This window comes from Streptomyces coelicoflavus (genome assembly GCF_045041415.1).
In the GTDB taxonomy this organism is placed as follows: domain Bacteria; phylum Actinomycetota; class Actinomycetes; order Streptomycetales; family Streptomycetaceae; genus Streptomyces; species Streptomyces coelicoflavus.
The window spans coordinates 4150577-4170419 of the sequence record NZ_CP108218.1 but is presented as its reverse complement, the minus strand read 5'-3'; the positions used below and the strand labels follow the sequence as shown (position 1 = coordinate 4170419).

Sequence of the window (19843 nt, the reverse complement as noted above, 5' to 3'; positions counted from 1 at the left end):
GGGTTTCATGACCGGTCCGTCTCATGTCCGGTCCCGACGCCCATCCCGGACCGGAGGCCCCCGTGAAGCCTGTAGCGTGGCCGACGGAGACCGTAACAACACCGCGCGTACCGCGGGCAGAAACGACGGCGAGGACTGATGGCACAGCAGCAGCGCGCCCAGGGCCCGTCCGAACCCGAGGCATCTGGCGGCGGTATGTCTGACGCGCCGGAGAACTGGGGCAACGGCGGCCTGGTCGGCGACGGCCGGTACCGGCTGACCCGCAGGCTCGGGCGGGGCGGCATGGCCGAGGTGTTCGCCGCCGAGGACGTCCGCCTGGGGCGCACCGTGGCGGTCAAGCTGCTGCGCGCCGACCTCGCCGAGGACCCGGTCTCCAAGGCCCGCTTCACGCGCGAGGCACAGTCGGTGGCCGGCCTCAACCACCACGCCATCGTGGCCGTGTACGACTCGGGCGAGGACGTCGTCGGCGGCCAGTCCGTGCCGTACATCGTGATGGAGATCGTCGAGGGGCGCACCATCCGCGACCTCCTCCTCAACGCCGAGGCGCCCGGCCCCGAGCAGGCGCTGATCATCGTCTCCGGTGTCCTGGAAGCGCTCGCCTACTCCCACCAGCACGGCATCGTGCACCGCGACATCAAGCCCGCCAACGTCATCATCACCAACACGGGCGCGGTCAAGGTGATGGACTTCGGCATCGCGCGCGCCCTGCACGGCGCCCAGTCGACGATGACCCAGACCGGCATGGTCATGGGCACCCCCCAGTACCTCTCCCCCGAGCAGGCCCTCGGCAAGGCCGTCGACCACCGCTCCGACCTGTACGCCACGGGCTGCCTCCTCTACGAACTCCTCGCGCTGCGCCCCCCGTTCACGGGGGAGACCCCGCTGTCGGTGGTCTACCAGCACGTGCAGGACATCCCGACGCCCCCGTCCGAGGTCTCCGACGCCACCCCGCCGGAGCTGGACGGCCTGGTGATGCGCTCGCTGGCCAAGGAGCCCGACGACCGCTTCCAGACCGCCGAGGAGATGCGCGGCCTGGTCCAGTACGGCCTTCAGATGCTGTACGAGCAGGGCGGCCACACCAACACCTGGAACACCGGCCCGGTCGCCGCGCACGACGGCCGGCACACCCCCGCGGCCGGCCTCGCGGGCACGACGGTGCTGCCGCACCCCGACCACCACGGGGCGTCGGGCACCCAGCAGATCCCCCAGCCGATCCTGCCGCACGGCTACGGCGGGGGCGACGAGGGCGGCTTCGAGGGCCACGGCAACAAGGGCAGCGGCCGAGGCAAGCTGTGGATACTGGCCGTCTTCGCGGTGATCGCCATCGCGGCCGGCGTCGCGCTGGCCCTGAACAACGGCGGCGGCGGCGAGGGCGGCACCAAGACGGACAAGAGCCCGTCGGCGACCACCTCCCAGAGCACCGGCGAGGAGACGCCCAGTTCGTCGCCCAGCGACGAGCAGACCCAGGAGACCACCGACCCGGGCACCGAGCAGGGCTCGGGCGGGGGCGGCAACGGTGACGGGGATTGGAACCAGCAGTACACGCCGTCGTACACGCCGTCGGAGACGGCGACGGACGATTCGACCGGTGGCGGCGAGACGCCTGGTGGTGGTGAAACACCCGGTGACGGTGAGACGCCTGGTGGCGGTGAGAGCCCCGGTGGTGGTGAGACACCTGGTGGTGGTGAGACGCCCGGTGGTGGTGAGACCCCGCCGGACAACGGCGGCACCGAGGGCGGCTCCGGAAACACGGGCGGCCCCACCGCCCCGGCGGGCCAGTGACCGAACCCCCAACGACACCTCACGCGCGCGTGCGGCCCCGAAACGGGCTCCACGCGCGCGTTGCGTTCGCCTACGCGGGCCCCGCCGCCCCGTCCGTGAAGTGCACCGTGCCGAACTGCGGGTCGACGCGCAGGTAGGCGGGCTCGAACGGCTGGCCGTCCACCCGGCTCGGCGCGGGACCGAACCGCTCCAGCTCCGCGGCGCTCGGCTCATGCGCCTCGCACCGGCCCACGACCTGCACGGTCCACAGGCTCTCGCCGGGCCGCGCCGAGGTCAGGTTGTCCGCCCCGTACGCGACGACGCTCCCGGCGCACACCCGGTGGTACCCCCAGCTCGCGGGCATGCGCAGCAGCACCCGGCCGTCGGCCACGATGTGCCGCGCGAGGGCGAGGAAGGGCAGGGCGCGCATGGTGGTGGCCGCCCGGCCGTAGGCGGTACGGCCGAGCAGGCCGACGGCGAGCTGTTCGTCGGAGGGCATGGAATCACTGTGCGGGAGCGGCGGGCACCGGAACAGAGTCGCCCGCCCCGGCAGGGCGGGACGTAAGTCCCGAGTAAGTCCGGGCGGACCCGGGCGCCGGGGGCCGTCAGCGGTTCTCGGCCTCCAGCCGGGCCACGAAGGCGGCCGCCTGCGAGCGCCGCTGCATGCCGAGCTTGCCCAGCAGGCTCGACACGTAGTTCTTGATCGTCTTTTCGGCCAGGTGCAGCCGTTCACCGATGGCGCGGTTGGTCAGGCCCTCGCCGATCAGGTCCAGGATGCGGCGCTCCTGGTCGGTGAGGCGGGCCAGCCGGTCGTCGGGCTTCGCCCCGCCGCCGCGCAGCCGCTCCAGCACGCGCGCGGTGGCCGCCGGATCGAGCAGCGACTTCCCGGCCGCCACCTCCCGCACGGCGCCGAGCAGCTCGGCGCCGCGGATGTCCTTGAGGACGTAGCCGGAGGCGCCCGCCATGATCGCGTCGAAGAGGGCCTCGTCGTCGGCGAAGGAGGTCAGCATCAGGCAGCGGACGGACTCGTCCCGGGAGCGGATGTCGCGGCAGACCTCGACGCCGCTGCCGTCCGGCAGCCGTACGTCCAGCACCGCGACGTCCGGGCGGGTGGCCGCGACCCGGGCCTGTGCCTCGGCGGCCGTACCGGCCTCGCCCACCACCTCGATGTCGGCCTCGCCGGCGAGCAGATTGTGCACCCCGCGCCGGACCACCTCGTGGTCGTCGAGGAGGAATACCCGGATTTTTCCGTCTTCGCGCACGCGGTCAGTGTCACACACCGGCTCTTCCCGTGCCCGGGGTGGCCGGGATAACGTGCCGTTGTTCCGGCCCCCTGCAAGGCTGTGACCAGTAAAACTTCCGCCCTACGCCGATTTACTTGGAAATCCGAGTAAAAACGCAGGTCAGGAGGGGTTTCACAGAAATGTGGAGCACTGGGTAACGTGCTGTTCGCAGGGCGCTCGCCGGGGCACCTGTCACGCCTGTTCCCGATCGGGCCGCACCCACCCTTGTGCGTCCGCCGGGCCGCAGGTGAGCCGCACTGGCTTCCGGCGAACCCGGGGGCCGGACCGACGGAGGAGCACACGTGACCGAGAGCACTGCCGCGCGCAAGCCGCGACGCAGCGCCGGAAGCAAGGCGGCCGGCACCACCGGCACCAAGGCGGCCGGGACCACCGGCAGCAAGGCCGGCACCGGCAAGCGCACCACTCGCACCACCAGCACCACCCGTAACGCTGCCAAGAAGGGCTCCGAGACGGAGCTGGTGCAGCTGCTGACGCCCGAGGGCGAGCGCGTCGAGGACGCCGCACACGCCGAGTACGCCTCGTACGTCGCCGACATCACCCCGGACGAGCTGCGCGGTCTCTACCGCGACATGGTGCTCACCCGGCGCTTCGACGCCGAGGCCACCAACCTGCAGCGCCAGGGCGAGCTGGGCCTGTGGGCCTCCCTGCTGGGCCAGGAGGCCGCCCAGATCGGTTCCGGCCGGGCCACCCGCGAGGACGACTACGTCTTCCCGACCTACCGCGAGCACGGCGTCGCCTGGTGCCGCGGGGTGGACCCGACCAACCTGCTCGGCATGTTCCGCGGGGTGAACAACGGCGGCTGGGACCCCAACAGCAACAACTTCCACCTGTACACGATCGTCATCGGCTCGCAGGCGCTGCACGCCACGGGCTACGCCATGGGCGTGGCCAAGGACGGCGCCGACTCGGGCGTGATCGCGTACTTCGGCGACGGCGCCTCCAGCCAGGGCGACGTCAGCGAGGCGTTCAACTTCGCCGCCGTGTACAACGCGCCCGTGGTGTTCTTCTGCCAGAACAACCAGTGGGCGATCTCCGAGTCCAACGAGAAGCAGACCCGGGTGCCGCTCTACCAGCGCGCCCAGGGCTTCGGCTTCCCCGGCGTCCGCGTCGACGGCAACGACGTCCTGGCCTCCCTCGCGGTCACCCGCTGGGCCCTGGACCGCGCCCGGCGCGGCGAGGGACCGGCGCTGATCGAGGCGTACACGTACCGCATGGGCGCGCACACCACCTCGGACGACCCCTCCCGCTACCGGCACGACGACGAGCGCGCCGCCTGGGAGGCGAAGGACCCGATCCTGCGCCTTCGCCGCTTCCTGGAGTCCGCAAACCACGCGGACGAGGGATTCTTCGCGGAACTGGAGGCGGAGAGCGAGACGTTGGGCAAACGAGTGCGCGAAGTGGTCCGTGCCATGCCGGACCCGGACCGGTTCGCCATCTTCGAGAACGTGTACGCGGACGGACACGCGCTCGTGGACGAGGAGCGGGCCCAGTTCGCCGCGTACCAGGCATCGTTCGCAGACGCAGAGGGGGTCTGACATGGCAGCGGAAAAGATGGCGCTGGCGAAGGCGATCAACGAGTCGCTGCGCCGCGCGCTGGAGTCGGACCCCAAGGTCCTGATCATGGGCGAGGACGTCGGCAAGCTCGGCGGTGTCTTCCGGGTCACCGACGGCCTCCAGAAGGACTTCGGCGAGGACCGGGTCATCGACACCCCGCTGGCCGAGTCCGGCATCGTCGGCACCGCCATCGGCCTGGCCCTGCGCGGGTACCGCCCGGTGGTGGAGATCCAGTTCGACGGCTTCGTCTTCCCGGCCTACGACCAGATCGTCACCCAGCTGGCGAAGATGCACGCCCGCTCGCTGGGCAAGGTCAAGATGCCGGTCGTCATCCGCATCCCCTACGGCGGCGGCATCGGCGCGGTCGAGCACCACTCCGAGTCCCCCGAGGCGCTCTTCGCGCACGTGGCGGGCCTGAAGGTGGTCAGCCCGTCGAACTCGGCGGACGCGTACTGGATGATGCAGCAGGCCATCCAGAGCGACGACCCGGTGATCTACTTCGAGCCCAAGCGCCGCTACTGGGACAAGGCCGAGGTCGACAGGGAGGCCATCCCCGGCCCGCTGCACGCCGCGCGCGTGGTGCGCGAGGGCACCGACCTGACGCTGGCCGCCTACGGCCCGATGGTGAAGCTCTGCCAGGAGGTCGCCGCCGCGGCCGCCGAGGAGGGGCGTTCCCTGGAGGTCGTCGACCTGCGCTCGATCTCGCCGGTCGACTTCGACACCGTCCAGACGTCGGTGGAGAAGACCCGCCGCCTGGTCGTGGTCCACGAGGCGCCGGTGTTCCTGGGCTCGGGCGCGGAGATCGCCGCCCGGATCACGGAGCGCTGCTTCTACCACCTGGAGGCCCCGGTGCTGAGGGTCGGCGGCTACCACGCCCCGTACCCGCCGGCCCGCCTGGAGGAGGAGTACCTGCCCGACCTGGACCGGGTGCTCGATGCCGTCGACCGCTCGCTGGCGTACTGAGGAGGGGAGCGTGACGACGATGACGGACAGCTCCGTGCGTGAGTTCAAGATGCCCGACGTGGGCGAGGGGCTCACCGAGGCCGAGATCCTCAAGTGGTACGTCCAGCCCGGTGACACGGTCACCGACGGGCAGGTGGTGTGCGAGGTCGAGACGGCCAAGGCCGCCGTCGAACTGCCCATCCCCTACGACGGTGTGGTCCGCGAGCTGCACTTCCCCGAGGGCACCACGGTCGACGTGGGTACGTCGATCATCGCGGTGGCCGTCGGCGACGGTGCGGCGGCGGCCGCGGAGCCGGTGCGGGAGGCGGTGGCGGACACGCCGGCCACCGCAGAGGCGGAGGAGCCCAAGCCGGAGGGCCGCCAGCCGGTCCTGGTCGGCTACGGGGTCTCCACCTCCTCGACCAAGCGCCGCCCCCGCAAGGGCGCCCAGGCCCCGGCCGACGCTCAGGGGGCGTCGGCGGCGATCCAGGCCGAGCTGAACGGCCACGGACCGGCAGCTCCGGCCGCACCCGCGGCACCGGCAGCTCCGGCCACCGGGGACCGTCCGCTGGCCAAGCCTCCGGTCCGCAAGCTCGCCAAGGACCTCGGCGTCGACCTGGCGACCGTGGCCCCGACCGGCCCGGACGGCATCATCACGCGTGAGGACGTCCACGCGGCGGTGTCGGCGCAGCCCGCGGCGCCCGAGTCGCAGGCGGCCCCCGCGGCCGTCGCGCCCGCCCCGTCCCCGACGGCGTACGACACGACGCGCGAGACGCGCATCCCCGTCAAGGGCGTGCGCAAGGCGACGGCGGCGGCGATGGTCGGCTCGGCGTTCACCGCGCCGCACGTGACCGAGTTCGTGACGGTCGACGTGACGCGCACGATGAAGCTGGTCGAGGAGCTGAAGCAGGACAAGGAGTACGCGGGCCTGCGCGTGAACCCGCTCCTGCTGATCGCCAAGGCCCTGCTGGTCGCGATCAAGCGCAACCCGGACGTCAACGCGTCCTGGGACGAGGCCGCCCAGGAGATCGTGGTCAAGCACTACGTCAACCTGGGTATCGCCGCCGCCACCCCGCGCGGCCTGATCGTCCCGAACATCAAGGACGCCCACGCCCGGACCCTGCCGCAGCTGGCGGGTTCGCTGGGCGAGCTGGTGTCGACGGCCAGGGAGGGCAAGACCTCCCCGGCCGCCATGCAGGGCGGCACGGTGACCATCACCAACGTCGGCGTCTTCGGCGTCGACACCGGTACGCCGATCCTCAACCCGGGCGAGTCCGCGATCCTCGCGGTCGGTGCGATCAAGCTCCAGCCGTGGGTCCACAAGGGCAAGGTGAAGCCGCGTCAGGTGACCACCCTCGCCCTGAGCTTCGACCACCGTCTGGTCGACGGCGAGCTCGGCTCCAAGGTCCTCGCCGACGTGGCGGCGGTCCTGGAGCAGCCGAAGAGGTTGATCAGCTGGGCCTGACGGCCACGAACCGACTAGGTTCGTGACGGGAGGGGCGCCGCAAGTTGGAGTTGCGACGCCCCTTCCGCTGTGTCGTACCGGGCTCAGCTCTGGTGGAGCACGTACACCGGAGCCCCGTCCTCGGACCCGCCCCGCGAGCGGATGCAGGCGTGGGTGCGCAGCAGCCGCAGGCATGCGTTGACCCGCCGGACGGAGAGCCCCGTACGGGCGGCGATCGACTCCAGCGGCTCCCGCAGCTCCCCCTTCTCGACGAGCACCGGCGCGATGGCCCGGGCGACGGTCCACACGTCCTCCGTGACGGACAGGCGCTGCCGCCAGTCGGTCAGTACGGACTCCGTGGTCGGCACCGGGGCGGGACGACCGCGGGGCACGCCCTGGTGGAGGACGAGGGTGTCGAACCGGTCCGCGATGCGTTCCAGTGCCCGCACCATGGCCTGCTGCACGGCGAGAGTGGCCTGCTGAGTGGCGAGGGTGGCCTGCTGCGTGGACAGCATCTCCCGCTGCAACGCGATCGACGTGCGTTGTCCCTCGGCCAGTTGCTCGTCCAGCTGCAAGTTGTGCGCCTCCAGCCGGACGATCGCCTCGGCCACCTGGTCCGGCATGGCGTAGGCGATGGGAGCACCGGGCTCGGCGGGCTGCACCTCGGCCTCGTCCAGCGTGTAGGAGCCCTCGCGCTGCACGGTCTCGATGACTTCGGCGACCCACTGCTTGAAGGGGGCGCAGGCCGGTTTGGTGCAGGCGTTGACGAGGAGGATGAGACCTTGCAGATCGATCAGTTGCAAGTCTCGGCGCCACGTCCTACCTGCGGGAACGCTGAGACTGTGACTTCCAGTCACAGTCTCGAGATTGTCTCGGTGCTCCTCCGGGACGTGATCGGTGAGTGCCTTTCGGGTCGTGGTGTATCCCAGCTCCTTGCACACGTCCGCCGCCGGAAACCAGTGGCTTCCGTCCGGCATGGTCAGCCGTCGCACCCGTGCCCCGGTGGCCGCGTACACGAAGTCACTGGCGTCGATGGCCTCGTGCCGCGCGCCGGAGTTCTGTCGTTTGCTGGGTTCGTTCATGTGAACCACCTCCGCCGCGGAACGTAGGGCGAAGCCAAGGGCATATGCCAGTCGGATCCGCAGATGTTCACGACTGCGAGCGAAGATGATCGAAAGAGCTGCGGCGGTCGCCAAGGGGCGTGTATCAGGCCCCCGGCGCCGCCGTGTTCAGCGCCGGTTCCGGTCCGTGCGCAGGGCGTTGAGCAGAGCCGCGCCGCGTTCGGCGTCGTCGACGCTCACCGCGAAGTCGCTCCGGCGGCCCCGGGGCCTTACGACCAGGCACTCGCCGGCGCGCAGCATCACCGTGGTGCCGAGACCGCTGAGACGGTAGCCCCAGCCTCCGACCTCGGCGGGACGGCGGACCTCCATCCGCGCCGTGTCGATGTCGCCGGGGGCCCAGCGACGTCCTGGCCAGCCGAGCGGGCCGAAGGAGACCTCCAGACCCCGCTCCGACACGCGGGCCTGGACGGAGGAGAACACGGCGCAGGCGAGGGACGCGGTGGCGCACCCGGCGAACAGTGCCCACAGGGCACCCGGGGCGGCCAGGCCGCCGACCAGGGCGACGAGCGCGCCCACGGCCACCAGGCCGGTTGCGGCAGCAAGCAACTGGAGCCAGGGGTTGGCGGTCCGGGAGAACCAGACCAGCTTCCGGCCCTTCGGGATGTCCAGCGTGGGAGCGTCGTCGCCGGACGTCGTGCCGTCGCCCGCAGCGCCGCTCCGTCGGGTGACGAGCAGCCATCCGGCCACTCCCGCGAGGACGGCCGCGACGAGGATCGCGACGACCCAGCCGGTGGGCCGGCTGGCGTCGTGCCAGTCGGCGCGGTCCAGGTTGGAGCGGATGACCGCGGCCTGCACGCCGGCGAGGACGACGCCCAGAGGGATGAGGATCACGGCGGTCCAGGGACGCGCCGGCGGGCCCGCCCGCATCAGCGGGACGGTGACCGCGGCCGCCGTGACCAGCCAGATCAGCGCGGGGACGAGGGAGGCCGCCCACAGCGGCATCGAGCCGTCGGGGGACGTGCCGTTCAGACCCCAGTGGGTCGCCAGCCGGTCGGGCAGCCGGTCCCTCGCCAGGAGCGGCATCCCGGCGAGGACGACCGTGACCCCGGCCGTCCACAGTGCCGCCGTCGTACGCCTCGCGGTCGTCCTGTCCGTCATGGCATCCCCCTGATCATGTCGATGAGATCGGTCCTGCTGTAGCCCAGCCGGGCCGCGTCGGTGAGCAGTTCCCGTACTCGGATCTGAAGTTCGGAGTGCGGCCGGGCGCCCTCGGCCACCGTCACCCCCCGTCCCCGGCGGAACTCCAGCAGGCCCTCGTCCCGCAGGCCGCGCAGTGCGCGCAGCACGGTGTTGACGTTGACGTCCAGGGCCTCGGAGAGGTCGCGGGCCGAGGGAAGGCGGTCCCCCGGCGCGCACTCGCCCTCGGCGATGGCGCGCCGGACGGCGCCTGCCACCTGTTCGTGCAGGGGCCGGGTGTCGGTCTTGTCCAGACTCAGCAGCATGGTGCTAATGAAACTATCACCATGCACTTCATCCGTACAGCTCCGTTCAGCTCGGCACAGCCCCGCGACCTCGTATCGCGAGATCCGTACGGCGAAAGGGGCCCGTCGCCGGTGCGACGGGCCCCTTCGTGGCTGTGCGGTGGTGCGTGGCGGTGCGCGGGTTACTTCGTGAAGGCGTAGTCCATGAGCCTGGTGGCGTCCTTGGCGCGCTGCGTCGACGACGAGGACGCCAGTACCGTGCCGATGACGGTCTTGCCCTTCCGGGTCGCGGCGAAGACCAGGCAGTACTTGGCCTCCGGGCCGGACCCCGTCTTCACGCCGATCGCTCCGCTGTAACTGCCCAGCAGCGTGTTGGTGTTGGTCCAGGGCGCCATCGTCCGGGTGCCGCCCTTCTTGGTCTTCGTCTTCGCCGTGTACTTCTTGGTCTTGACGATGGTGCGGAAGGTGGAGTTCTTCATGGCGCTGCTCGCGAGTCTCGTGAGGTCGCGCGGCGTGGAGTAGTTCTTGCCGTTGCCGATGCCGTCGAACGAGTCGAAGTGCGTGTTCTTCAGGCCGAGGCTCTTGGCGGTCGCGTTCATCTTGCCGATGAACGACTTCACGCGCGCCGCCCTGGTCTTGCCCGAGCCGAACTTGTCGGCCAGCGCGTACGCGGCGTCGCAGCCGGAGGGCAGCATCAGCCCGTACAGCAGCTGGCGGACCGTCACCTTGTCGCCGACGATCAGGCGGGCGGAGGAGGCGTTCTTCGACACGATGTAGTCGCTGTACGCCATCTGGACCGTGACCTTGGCGTCCAGGTTCAGCTTCGGCTGGGCGAGTACGACCTTCGCGGTCATGATCTTGGTCGTGGAGCCGGTGGAACGCTTGGTGTCGGCGGCCTTGGTGTAGAGCGACCTGCCCGTCGCGTTGTTCATGACGAAGCCGCCCTTGGCGGCGATCGAGGGTGCGGTGGGCGCCCGTACGGCGGCTGCGGGAGCGGTGCGCCCGGGTGCGGCGGCCTGGGCGGGCGCGGTGGCGAGGGCTCCGGTGGCGAGGACGGCGCCGCCGGTCAGGGCGACGGCGAGGGCCCTGCGCAGGCGGCTGCCAGAAATGGTGTTCATTGAGTTGATTACCCCGATTATGGTGAAGTCACCTGGAAAGCGGCCGAATTGTGGTCGGTGGAGCTGTGGCCGCGTCAGTGCGACACCCGAAGGGGGTGGATGGTTGCACGGCGGGGCGGAGGGGAGGTTCCGGGTTCCCTCCGAGGAGTGAGTGGGGCGGGCCGGCGTCCGGATGCTGGAACGGATCCCTCTTGTGTCCCTGTTGTATCTATCCTGTCGGCATGACCACGGCAGTGAAGCAACCCCCCGCGGCGGACCGCGTCTACACCCACGTCAAGCAGGGCGTCCTCGAGCGCCGCTACGAGGGCGGGACGCTGCTCACCGAGGGTGAGCTGGCCGAGGCCGTCGGCGTTTCCCGCACCCCGGTGCGCGAGGCGCTGCTGCGACTGGAGGTCGAGGGGCTGATCCGGCTCTACCCCAAGAAGGGCGCCCTGGTCCTGCCCGTCTCCGCGCAGGAGATCGCGGACGTGGTGGAGACCCGGCTGCTGGTCGAGGAGCACGCGGCCAGGAAGGCCGTACCCGCGCCGCCCGGGCTGGTCGAACGGCTGGAGGAGCTGCTCGCCCGGCAGCAGGAGCAGGCCGCCGCTGGTGACTTCGCCGCCGCCTCCGTCACCGACCGCTGCTTCCACGCCGAGATCGTCCGCAGCGGCGGCAACGAGATCCTGTCCCGCCTCTACGACCAGCTCCGCGACCGCCAGCTGCGCATGGGCGTCGCCGTGATGCACTCCCACCCCGACCGGATCGCCCACACCCTCGCCGAGCACGAGGAGATCCTCGACGCGCTGCGCGCCGGGGACGCGGAGGCGGCCGTGGGCGTGGTGCGCCGGCACGTGGGGTGGTTCTCGCACCTGGCCCGGGGGGAGGTCCGATGAGTACGGCCACCTCGGCCGGCCGCGCCCTGCCCGGTGATCCGCCCGGCGGCCGGCGTGCGATCGCCGTGTGGGGCATCGGAGTGTCCGTCTACTTCGTCGCGGTCATCTTCCGTACGTCCCTCGGGGTCGCCGGTCTCGACGCCGCGGACCGTTTCCACGTCAACGCCTCCGCGCTGTCCACCTTCTCCATCCTCCAGCTGCTGGTCTACGCCGGTATGCAGATACCCGTCGGCCTGCTGGTCGACCGGCTCGGCACGAAGAAGGTGCTGGGCATCGGCGTCGTGCTGTTCACGGCCGGGCAGCTGGGCTTCGCCTTCTCCCCGTCGTACGGCATGGCGCTGGCCTCGCGGGCGCTGCTGGGCTGCGGGGACGCGATGACGTTCATCAGCGTGCTGCGGCTGGGCACCCGGTGGTTCCCGGCCCGGCGCGGGCCGATGGTGGCCCAGCTGGCCGGCCTGGTCGGCATGGCGGGCAACCTCGTCTCCACCCTCGTCCTGGCCCGGCTGCTGCACGGCATCGGCTGGACGGCGGCGTTCGCGGGCAGCGCGCTGGCGGGTGTCGTCGTCTTCGTCCTGCTGCTCCTCTTCCTCAAGGACCACCCCGAGGGCCACGAGCCGGAGCCGCTGCCGCACCAGGGGGCCGCGTACGTACGGCGGCAGATCGCCATGTCCTGGCGGGAGCCGGGGACGCGGCTCGGGCTGTGGGTGCACTTCACCACCCAGTTCCCGGCGATGGTGTTCCTGCTGCTGTGGGGGATGCCGTTCCTGGTCGAGGCGCAGGGGCTGTCCCGGGCCACGGCCGGCACGCTGCTCACCCTCGTCGTGCTGTCCAACATGGTGGTCGGCCTGGTCTACGGCCAGATCATCGCCCGGCACCACGCGGCGCGGCTGCCGCTGGCGCTCGGCACGGTGGGGGCGACCGCGCTGCTCTGGGCGACGACGCTGGCCTACCCGGGCGAGCACGCGCCGATGTGGCTGCTCGTGGTGCTGTGCACGGTGCTGGGGGCGTGCGGGCCGGCGTCGATGATCGGCTTCGACTTCGCGCGGCCGGCGAATCCGGCGGAGCGGCAGGGGACGGCGTCGGGGATCACGAACATGGGGGGCTTCGTGGCGTCGATGACCACGTTGTTCGCGGTGGGGGTGCTGCTGGACGCGACGGGGGACGACTACAGCGTGGCGTTCTCGTCCGTGTTTGTGTTGCAGGCGGTTGGTCTGTCGCAGATTCTGCGGTTGCGCAAGCGGGCCGCGTCGCGGGAGCGGGAGCGGCTGGTTGCCAGCCGGGTGGAGACGGTGCACGTGCCTGTGTAGGTACCCGGCGTGGGTGCGGGGCGGGTGGGTGCGCAGCCCGGCGGTGCCGGGGTGCCGCTGCGCCCACCCGTGCCGCCCTGGGGGTACCTCCCAGGCCGTTCAGGCACTGGGGGAGGCACGATTGCCCGCAGCTGGGGGGGGGGCGGCTACTGCGTGACTGTGAAGTTGCGCAGGATCGCCGCCGTCAGGTCCGGGTCGCCCTCCGTCTTGATGCGGTCCTTCGACGCCTCCGGGGTCACCCGGCCGCAGGCGAGGCGGAAGTAGGTCTCCCAGTCGAGGGTGAGGGTGGCGGCGGGGCCCAGGGCCGGGGACGATTCGAGGGTGCCGCGGCCCTGGATGTCGACGCGGATGGTGCGCAGGAACTCGACCGGGCCGTGGACGTCGAAGACGACGGCCGAGCTGCGCGGGGCGTCCGCCCGGTCGGCGACGACGGCGGGCAGCTCGTCGAGCAGCACGTCACGCGCGACGTGCGCGCCGGGGGAGTCGAGGTTGCCGGGACGGCCGAGGGCCGTGCGCAGGTCCTGCTCGTGCGCCCACACGGCGAAGGCGTGCCGGCGCATCGCGTCCTGGAGGGTCAGCTCGGTGCCGAGCGGGCCGCGCACCTTGGTGCCGGGGTCCCGCGACTCGTTGCGCAGCTGGCGGTTGCGCCGGATGATCATGTACTCCAGCTCGGACGTCATCTCCGGCGCCGTGTGGTGGCGGCGGACGTCGACCTGCATCTCCATGTAGCGCTGGTGGTCGTTGGTGACGTGGTAGAGGTCGCGCGGGAGCGTGTGGATGGGGCGGGGGTCGCCGAGCATCTCGGAGTCCAGGCCCAGGACGTGCGAGACGATGTCGCGCACCGACCATCCCGGGCAGGGGGTCCGGCGGTTCCACTCTGCCTCCACAAGCGGCTGGACCAGCTCCGATATCGCCTCGACGGAGTGAGTCCAGGCGTCGGCGTAGGGCTGGAGGGCGGGATGCAGACTCACGGAACGGGACCCCTCGGCGGTCGGTACACGGGCGGTTGGTGGCGGCGGTGCCAGTGGCGGCGGCGGCAGTCGGCGGGCGTCTTGAGAGGCTAGGGGGTGTCGATTGGATCAGGCCGGCTCCAGGCAGCGGTGCCCTTTCGCCGACCCGAGCGGGGTCTGGTGCGTGCAGCTGCAAGGCGGAGGAGGGCGACAACGCGGAGCGTTGGCAACCGACGACAACGCCGCAGATGTGCGTGCCAGGCCCCGCGACTCCGGCTGGATCCCATCGACACCCCCTAAGTTACGCTGCTGTGCGGCACCCCGGCAGTGCTTTCGTGTGACGATCGTAGGCCCGTGTGGACGGCTCGAATGCCAGGACGGTGGTAGTGTGCGCGCCTCTTTGATCCAAATCGCCGTGAACGAGGACGAAACGGTCGAAGCGCGTCGCCTGCGGGCGGCTGCTCTGGTGAGGGAGCAGGCGGGCGCCGATCTCGTCGTGCTGCCGGAGCTGTGGACCACGGGTGCTTTCGCCTTCGACGCGTTCGACGCGGCGGCCGAGCCGCTGCGGGGACCGACGTACGAGGCGATGGCCAAGGCGGCGGGCGACGCGGGCGTGTGGCTGCACGCGGGGTCGGTTCCCGAGCGCGGTGCGGACGGACGGCTGTACAACACCTCCCTCGTCCTCTCCCCCTCCGGCGACCTGGCCGCCTCCTACCGCAAGATCCACCGCTTCGGCTTCGACAAGGGCGAGGCCGTGCTGATGGGCGCGGGACGCGAGCCGGTGACGGTCCGGCTGGCGGACACCACCACCCTCGGCGTGGCGACCTGCTACGACCTCCGCTTCCCCGAACTCTTCCGCTCCCTCGTCGACGAAGGTGCCGAGGTCCTCGTCGTGCCGGCGGGCTGGCCGGAGCGCCGCCGGTCCCACTGGACGCTGCTGGCCCGGGCGCGGGCGGTGGAGAACCAGGCGTTCGTCCTCGCCTGTGGAACGGCCGGTACGCACGCGGGGGTTCCCCAGGCGGGTCACTCGATCGTGGTGGATCCCTGGGGCGAGGTGCTGGCGGAGGCCGGCGCGGACGAGGAGGTCCTCACGGTGGACCTCGACCCGGCGAAGGTGGCGCGGACCCGGGAGCAGTTCCCGGCCCTGAAGGACCGGGTGCTGGGCCTGGAGCCGCCGCGCACGGAGCCCGCCGTGTGACGCGTCGTATGAACGCGTCGTGTGAACGCGTCGTGTTTGACGCCCCGGGTGCGCGGCTCAGGATTCCGGGTATGAGAAACACCGGTTCCTCCACGATTCGCCGGGTCCGGGTGGATCCCGTCGACGACGCCCACTTCGCGACCGCGTTCGAACTTCCGGCCGCCGGGCTTCCCCCGCTGGCGCCCGAGGCATGGGTGCGCGCCAGTTACGAGGACGTCCCGGTGGTCCTGCGCGAGCTGATCCGTGCGGGCTGGGCGGGCGTGCTGGGGCTGCGGCTGGGACCGCGCGCCTCGCGGCGGCACGTGGTGGGCTGGCGCGTGCTGGAGACCGGACCGGACCGGGTCGCCCTGGAGGCCCGCGCACCGTCGCTGACCGTGCGCAACGTCGTGACCGTCGACGACGCGCGGCTGCTCTGGACGACCTACGCACACTACGAACGCCGGGCCGGCCGGGTGCTGTGGTTCCTGGCCGCACCGGTGCACCACCTGGCCGTGCCCCTGCTCCTCGGCCGCGCCGTCCGCCGGACGGCCTGAGGAGCCCCGGCCGCGCCGGAGACGGGCGGACCGCTCAGTCGTCCTCCCGTTCCTTCTCCGCCAGGTGGATCACGCACACCGTGAGGGCGATCAGCAGCGCCGGGTCCGCGTCGTCCCGTACGACGTCGACGCCGTAAGTGTCCCGGAGGGTCAGCCAGCGCCGGGAGACGACGGCCAGGAGTTCGCCGTCGTACTCGATGGCGAACTCCCGGTCGAGGATCTTGCCGCTGACGTCCAGTTCGGTGCCGTCGGCCAGGGTCACCCGGTAGTGGTTGCGCAGCAGGGAGAGACGTTTCCGCTTGAGGCGTGCCAGGGGCTCGCCGTCCCGCTCGATCACCATGGTGTCGCGCAGGGCGAACATCTTCTGGTGGATGTCGATGAGGACACGCCCCTGGGCGTCCTTCAGTTCCCAGGTGTCCCGCAGCCGCAGCGCCTTGCCGTCGACGAGGAAGACCTTGTTGCCGCGGTCGTCCTCGATCCAGTAGTCGTCGCCGATGCCGAGGAGCCGGTCGTACACGAGGAATCTCATGCTCTGACCGCTTCCCCGCCGGGCGCCGCGGAACGCGGCCGGTAGGCCGACAGGCTGAGTGCGCCGCGGTGTGCGTCCGGGCGGCTCAGGCGCCGTAGCCGTCGCGGTAGCCGTCCTGCGTGTGGTGGTGGGGCCGGTCCTCGACGACCGGGGTCGCCGGTGGCATCACGACGCGGCGGCGCCGGGCGATGCTGCTGAACGTCGCGACGCCGATCAGGCCGACGACCATGAAGATCACGCCGACCAGGTCGAGGTTGACGCCCTGCATGTCCCAGTCGGTCGCGAACGTGAGGATGGCTCCCACGGCGATGAGGATGATGCACCCGCCGAGGCCCATGAGTGTTGCCTCCCTGTCAGATCCGGTCGGTTCCGGCGTTCCGGCCGATCCGGTTCCGTGCGGGTACCCCGGGCCTCAACCCTCATGCCGTGGGGACCTGTTGTGCTTCGGGTGCTACGGCTGGAGGAAGGCCACCAGCGCGTTGGCCAGCAGGTGCGGGTCGTCGGCGCCGCACAACTCCCGGGCGCTGTGCATCGACAGGATGGCCACGCCGATGTCGACGGTGCTGATGCCGTGCCGGGCCGCGGTGATGGGGCCGATGGTGGTGCCGCACGGCATGGAGTTGTTGGAGACGAAGGTCTGGAAGGGGATGTCCGCCTTCTCGCAGGCCGCGGCGAACACGGCGCGGCCCGAACCGTCGGTGGCGTAGCGGTTGTTGACGTTGACCTTGAGGATCGGGCCGCCGTTGACGCGCGGGTGGTGCGTCGGGTCGTGCCGCTCCGCGTAGTTGGGGTGGACGGCGTGGCCCGTGTCGGAGGACAGGCAGACCGTGCCGGCGAAGGCACGCGCGCGGTCCTCGTAGGAGCCGCCGCGGGCGAACACCGAGCGCTCCAGCACGCCGCCGAGCAGCGGTCCGTCGGCGCCCGTGTCCGACTGGGAGCCGGTCTCCTCGTGGTCGAAGGCGGCCAGGACGGGGATGTACGGCAGGTCGGCGCCGGACGTGGCGACGGCGGCCAGGGCGGCCGTACCGGCGTGCACGGACAGCAGGTTGTCCATCCGCGGGCCCGCCAGCAGCTCCCGGTCGCGGCCCAGGTACGCCGGTGGTTCCACGGAGTGCGTCATCAGGTCCCAGCCGGTGACCTCGCCGCGGGCGAGGCCCGCCTCGTCCTCCAGGAAGGCGATCAGGTCGCCGTCGCGCACGGTGTCGCCCAGGCCCCAGACGGGCTGGAGGTGGCGCTGCTTGTCGAGCTTGAGGCCGTCCGCGGTGACGTTGCGGTCCATGTGGATGGCGAGCTGCGGGACGCGCAGCAGCGGGCGGTCCACGTCGACCAGGCGCGTCGAGCCGTCGCGCAGCGAGAGGCGGCCGGCCAGGCCCAGGTCGCGGTCGAGCCAGGAGTTCATCAGCGGGCCGCCGTAGATCTCCACGGCGACCTGGCGCCAGCCGTGCGCCCCGGTGTCCGGGCGGGGCTTGACGCGCAGGTTGGGGGAGTCGGTGTGGGCGCCGACGATGCGGAAGGGGGTGTGGGCGGCGGCGCCCTCCGGGACGTACCAGGCGACGATCGCGCCGCCGCGCAGCACGTACTTGCCGCCGCTTGTCCCTTCCCACGCGTCGGTCTCCGAGACCTGGCGGAAGCCGGCCTTCTCCAGCCGCTCGGCGGCGGTTGCCACGGCGTGGTACGGGGTCGGGCTCGCCGACAGGAAGGTCATCAGGTCGTCGGTGTGGCCGCGGTCGAAGCGGGAGGGTGCGCTCATGGGTTCACCTTAACGACGTACGAGGACCCGCTTCCCGTGGAGCGGGAGCGGGCCCTCGTCGGGGTGTGTGGAATTGGTGGAGGGGGCGGACCGGTCCTAGAAGGCGGCCTCGTCCAGCTCCATCAGGTCCAGCTCGACGCCCTGGGCGACCTTGCGGGCCAGAGTGAGGCCGGGCAGGACGTTCGCCGCGAAGAACTTCGCGGCGGCGATCTTGCCGGTGTAGAAGGCCTTGTCCTTGGCGGACGCGGTCGGCAGCTTCTCGGCGGCGATCGCGGCGCCCTTGAGGAGCAGGTAGCCGACGATCACGTCGCCGGAGGCCTGGAGCAGGCGGGTGGTGTTGAGGCCCACCTTGTAGATGTTCTTGACGTCCTGCTCGGTGGCGGCGAGGTCGGTGAGCATCAGGCCGACGATGGCCTCCAGCTCGACGGCGGCCTTGGCCAGGTGCTCGCGGGCGCCGGACAGCTCCTCGCCGCCGGTGGCGAGCGCCAGGAACTTCTTGATGTCCTCGGCGAGCGAGTTCAGCGCGGCGCCCTGGTTGCGGACGATCTTCCGGAAGAAGAAGTCCTGGCCCTGGATCGCCGTGGTGCCCTCGTACAGGGTGTCGATCTTGGCGTCGCGGATGTACTGCTCGATCGGGTACTCCTGGAGGAACCCGGAGCCGCCGAAGGTCTGGAGCGACTGCGCGAGCTGCTCGTAGGCCTTCTCCGAGCCGTAGCCCTTCACGATCGGCAGGAGCAGGTCGTTGAGGGCGTGCTCGGTCGAGGCGTCCTCGCCGTTCGCCTCCTTGACCTGGATCTCGTCCTGGACGGAGGCGGTGTACATCACCAGCGCGCGCATGCCCTCGGCGTACGCCTTCTGCGTCATGAGGGAGCGGCGCACGTCCGGGTGGTGCGTGATGGTGACCTTGGGGGCCGCCTTGTCCATGAAGTTGGCCAGGTCGGGGCCCTGGACGCGCTCCTTGGCGTACTCCAGGGCGTTGAGGTAGCCCGTGGAGAGGGTGGAGATCGCCTTCGTGCCGACCATCATGCGGGCGAACTCGATGATGCGGAACATCTGGCGGATGCCGTCGTGCTTGTCGCCGATCAACCAGCCCTTGGCGGGGTGGCGGTCGCCGAAGGTCATCTCGCAGGTGTTGGAGGCCTTCAGGCCCATCTTGTGCTCGACGTTGGTGGCGTAGACGCCGTTGCGCTCGCCCAGCTCGCCGGTCTCGAAGTCGAACTCGTACTTGGGGACCAGGAAGAGGGACAGGCCCTTGGTGCCGGGTCCGGCGCCCTCGGGGCGGGCGAGGACGTAGTGGAGGATGTTCTCCGACATGTCGTGCTCGCCGGACGTGATGAAGCGCTTCACGCCCTCGATGTGCCAGGAGCCGTCCTCCTGCTGCACGGCCTTGGTGCGGCCGGCGCCCACGTCCGAACCGGCGTCCGGCTCGGTGAGGACCATGGTGGAGCCCCACTGCTTCTCGACGGCGACCGAGGCGATGTGCTTCTGGACCTCGTTGCCCTCCTCGAAGAGGATGCCGGCGAACGCCGGGCCCGAGGAGTACATCCACACGGCCGGGTTGGCGCCCAGGATCAGCTCCGCGTACGCCCAGATCAGGGAGCGCGGGGAGGTGGTGCCGCCGATCTCCTCGGGCAGGCCGAGCCGCCAGTACTCGGAGTCCATGAAGGCCTGGTAGCTCTTCTTGAAGGACGCCGGGACCGGTGCCGTGTTGGTCTCCGGGTCGAAGACCGGCGGGTTGCGGTCGGCGTCGGTGAAGGACTCGGCCAGCTCGTTCTCGGAGAGGCGGGTCAGCTCCTCGAGGACGCTCTTGGCGGTGTCGGTGTCCATCTCCGCGAACGGGCCCGTGCCGTAGACCTTGTCGCGGCCGAGCACCTCGAAGAGGTTGAACTCGATGTCCCGGAGATTCGGCTTGTAGTGCCCCATGGCGACGGCTCCGTTGAGAGATCGGCGAGGCACTCGCTCCTCGCATCCGTACACGTACCAACTAGTAGCTACGATGATGCTACCCGTCGGTAATAAGAAGCAACCCCGGGCCGCCC

Annotated in this window: 19 protein-coding genes; 8 read left to right on the top strand and 11 right to left on the bottom strand. The window is 71.0% G+C overall.

The window, feature by feature from the left end; all coding sequences use genetic code 11:
- Positions 1-138: 138 nt before the first annotated feature.
- Positions 139-1782, top strand: coding sequence for a protein kinase domain-containing protein (locus OHA99_RS18395; RefSeq protein WP_194279998.1), 1644 nt, complete (start codon positions 139-141; stop codon positions 1780-1782).
- A 70-nt stretch (positions 1783-1852) separates the two neighbouring features.
- Here the strand turns inward: OHA99_RS18395 and OHA99_RS18390 are convergent, their stop codons facing one another.
- Together OHA99_RS18390 and OHA99_RS18385 are read right to left on the bottom strand one after the other, a co-directional pair.
- Positions 1853-2260, bottom strand: a complete 408-nt coding sequence (locus OHA99_RS18390; protein WP_153178872.1) for a pyridoxamine 5'-phosphate oxidase family protein — start codon at positions 2258-2260, stop codon at positions 1853-1855.
- A 106-nt stretch (positions 2261-2366) separates the two neighbouring features.
- Positions 2367-3023, bottom strand: coding sequence for a response regulator transcription factor (locus OHA99_RS18385; protein WP_153178871.1), 657 nt, complete (start codon positions 3021-3023; stop codon positions 2367-2369).
- Between the two features lie 323 nt (positions 3024-3346).
- Here OHA99_RS18385 and pdhA point away from each other — a divergent pair, with 323 nt between their 5' ends.
- The 3 genes from pdhA to OHA99_RS18370 are packed head-to-tail and all read left to right on the top strand — an operon-like array spanning position 3347 to position 7026.
- Positions 3347-4600, top strand: coding sequence for a pyruvate dehydrogenase (acetyl-transferring) E1 component subunit alpha (gene pdhA, locus OHA99_RS18380; protein WP_153178870.1), 1254 nt, complete (start codon positions 3347-3349; stop codon positions 4598-4600).
- 1 nt (position 4601) lies between these two features.
- Positions 4602-5582: an alpha-ketoacid dehydrogenase subunit beta gene (locus OHA99_RS18375; RefSeq protein ID WP_405696781.1), complete on the top strand. Its 981-nt coding sequence runs from the start codon at positions 4602-4604 to the stop codon at positions 5580-5582.
- A gap of 10 nt (positions 5583-5592) precedes the next feature.
- Positions 5593-7026 (top strand): dihydrolipoamide acetyltransferase family protein, encoded by a 1434-nt coding sequence (locus OHA99_RS18370; protein ID WP_405696779.1) that lies wholly within the window; start codon positions 5593-5595, stop codon positions 7024-7026.
- Between the two features lie 83 nt (positions 7027-7109).
- Here OHA99_RS18370 and OHA99_RS18365 read toward each other — a convergent pair whose 3' ends face one another.
- From OHA99_RS18365 to OHA99_RS18350, 4 genes are all read right to left on the bottom strand, one after another.
- The gene (locus tag OHA99_RS18365) at positions 7110-8087 is read right to left on the bottom strand and encodes a BRO family protein (protein ID WP_405696776.1); all 978 of its coding nucleotides are present in this window, start codon (positions 8085-8087) and stop codon (positions 7110-7112) included.
- 147 nt (positions 8088-8234) lie between these two features.
- Positions 8235-9224: a DUF1648 domain-containing protein gene (locus OHA99_RS18360; RefSeq protein ID WP_153178867.1), complete on the bottom strand. Its 990-nt coding sequence runs from the start codon at positions 9222-9224 to the stop codon at positions 8235-8237.
- Positions 9221-9568, bottom strand: a complete 348-nt coding sequence (locus tag OHA99_RS18355; protein ID WP_153178866.1) for a GntR family transcriptional regulator — start codon at positions 9566-9568, stop codon at positions 9221-9223. The genes OHA99_RS18360 and OHA99_RS18355 overlap by 4 nt, the downstream gene beginning before the upstream one ends.
- Before the next feature lie 161 nt (positions 9569-9729).
- Positions 9730-10665: a D-alanyl-D-alanine carboxypeptidase family protein gene (locus tag OHA99_RS18350; protein ID WP_381498127.1), complete on the bottom strand. Its 936-nt coding sequence runs from the start codon at positions 10663-10665 to the stop codon at positions 9730-9732.
- Between the two features lie 221 nt (positions 10666-10886).
- Between OHA99_RS18350 and OHA99_RS18345 the strand changes: the two genes are divergently transcribed.
- The gene (locus tag OHA99_RS18345) at positions 10887-11537 is read left to right on the top strand and encodes a GntR family transcriptional regulator (protein ID WP_007451677.1); all 651 of its coding nucleotides are present in this window, start codon (positions 10887-10889) and stop codon (positions 11535-11537) included.
- Positions 11534-12844 (top strand): nitrate/nitrite transporter, encoded by a 1311-nt coding sequence (locus OHA99_RS18340; protein ID WP_153178864.1) that lies wholly within the window; start codon positions 11534-11536, stop codon positions 12842-12844. Before OHA99_RS18345 ends, OHA99_RS18340 begins: the two co-directional genes overlap by 4 nt.
- Positions 12845-12990: 146 nt before the next feature.
- Here the strand turns inward: OHA99_RS18340 and OHA99_RS18335 are convergent, their stop codons facing one another.
- Positions 12991-13815 (bottom strand): maleylpyruvate isomerase family mycothiol-dependent enzyme, encoded by an 825-nt coding sequence (locus tag OHA99_RS18335; RefSeq protein ID WP_266571386.1) that lies wholly within the window; start codon positions 13813-13815, stop codon positions 12991-12993.
- A gap of 367 nt (positions 13816-14182) precedes the next feature.
- Between OHA99_RS18335 and OHA99_RS18330 the strand changes: the two genes are divergently transcribed.
- Both OHA99_RS18330 and OHA99_RS18325 read left to right on the top strand, forming a co-directional pair.
- Entirely contained in the window at positions 14183-14992 is an 810-nt protein-coding gene (locus tag OHA99_RS18330) for a carbon-nitrogen family hydrolase (RefSeq protein WP_282879516.1), read from the top strand.
- A 71-nt stretch (positions 14993-15063) separates the two neighbouring features.
- Positions 15064-15525 carry a DUF2867 domain-containing protein gene (locus tag OHA99_RS18325; protein WP_153178861.1) on the top strand — a complete coding sequence of 154 codons (462 nt, stop codon included), beginning with the start codon at positions 15064-15066 and terminating at the stop codon, positions 15523-15525.
- Between the two features lie 34 nt (positions 15526-15559).
- Here OHA99_RS18325 and OHA99_RS18320 read toward each other — a convergent pair whose 3' ends face one another.
- From OHA99_RS18320 to OHA99_RS18305, 4 genes are all read right to left on the bottom strand, one after another.
- Positions 15560-16054 (bottom strand): LURP-one-related/scramblase family protein, encoded by a 495-nt coding sequence (locus tag OHA99_RS18320; RefSeq protein ID WP_007451650.1) that lies wholly within the window; start codon positions 16052-16054, stop codon positions 15560-15562.
- An 85-nt stretch (positions 16055-16139) separates the two neighbouring features.
- Positions 16140-16391, bottom strand: coding sequence for a DUF6458 family protein (locus OHA99_RS18315; RefSeq protein WP_007451652.1), 252 nt, complete (start codon positions 16389-16391; stop codon positions 16140-16142).
- A gap of 114 nt (positions 16392-16505) precedes the next feature.
- Positions 16506-17804: a M18 family aminopeptidase gene (locus tag OHA99_RS18310; protein WP_153178860.1), complete on the bottom strand. Its 1299-nt coding sequence runs from the start codon at positions 17802-17804 to the stop codon at positions 16506-16508.
- Between the two features lie 96 nt (positions 17805-17900).
- Positions 17901-19727, bottom strand: a complete 1827-nt coding sequence (locus OHA99_RS18305) for an acyl-CoA dehydrogenase (RefSeq protein ID WP_165685384.1) — start codon at positions 19725-19727, stop codon at positions 17901-17903.
- Between the last annotated feature and the right edge of the window lie 116 nt (positions 19728-19843).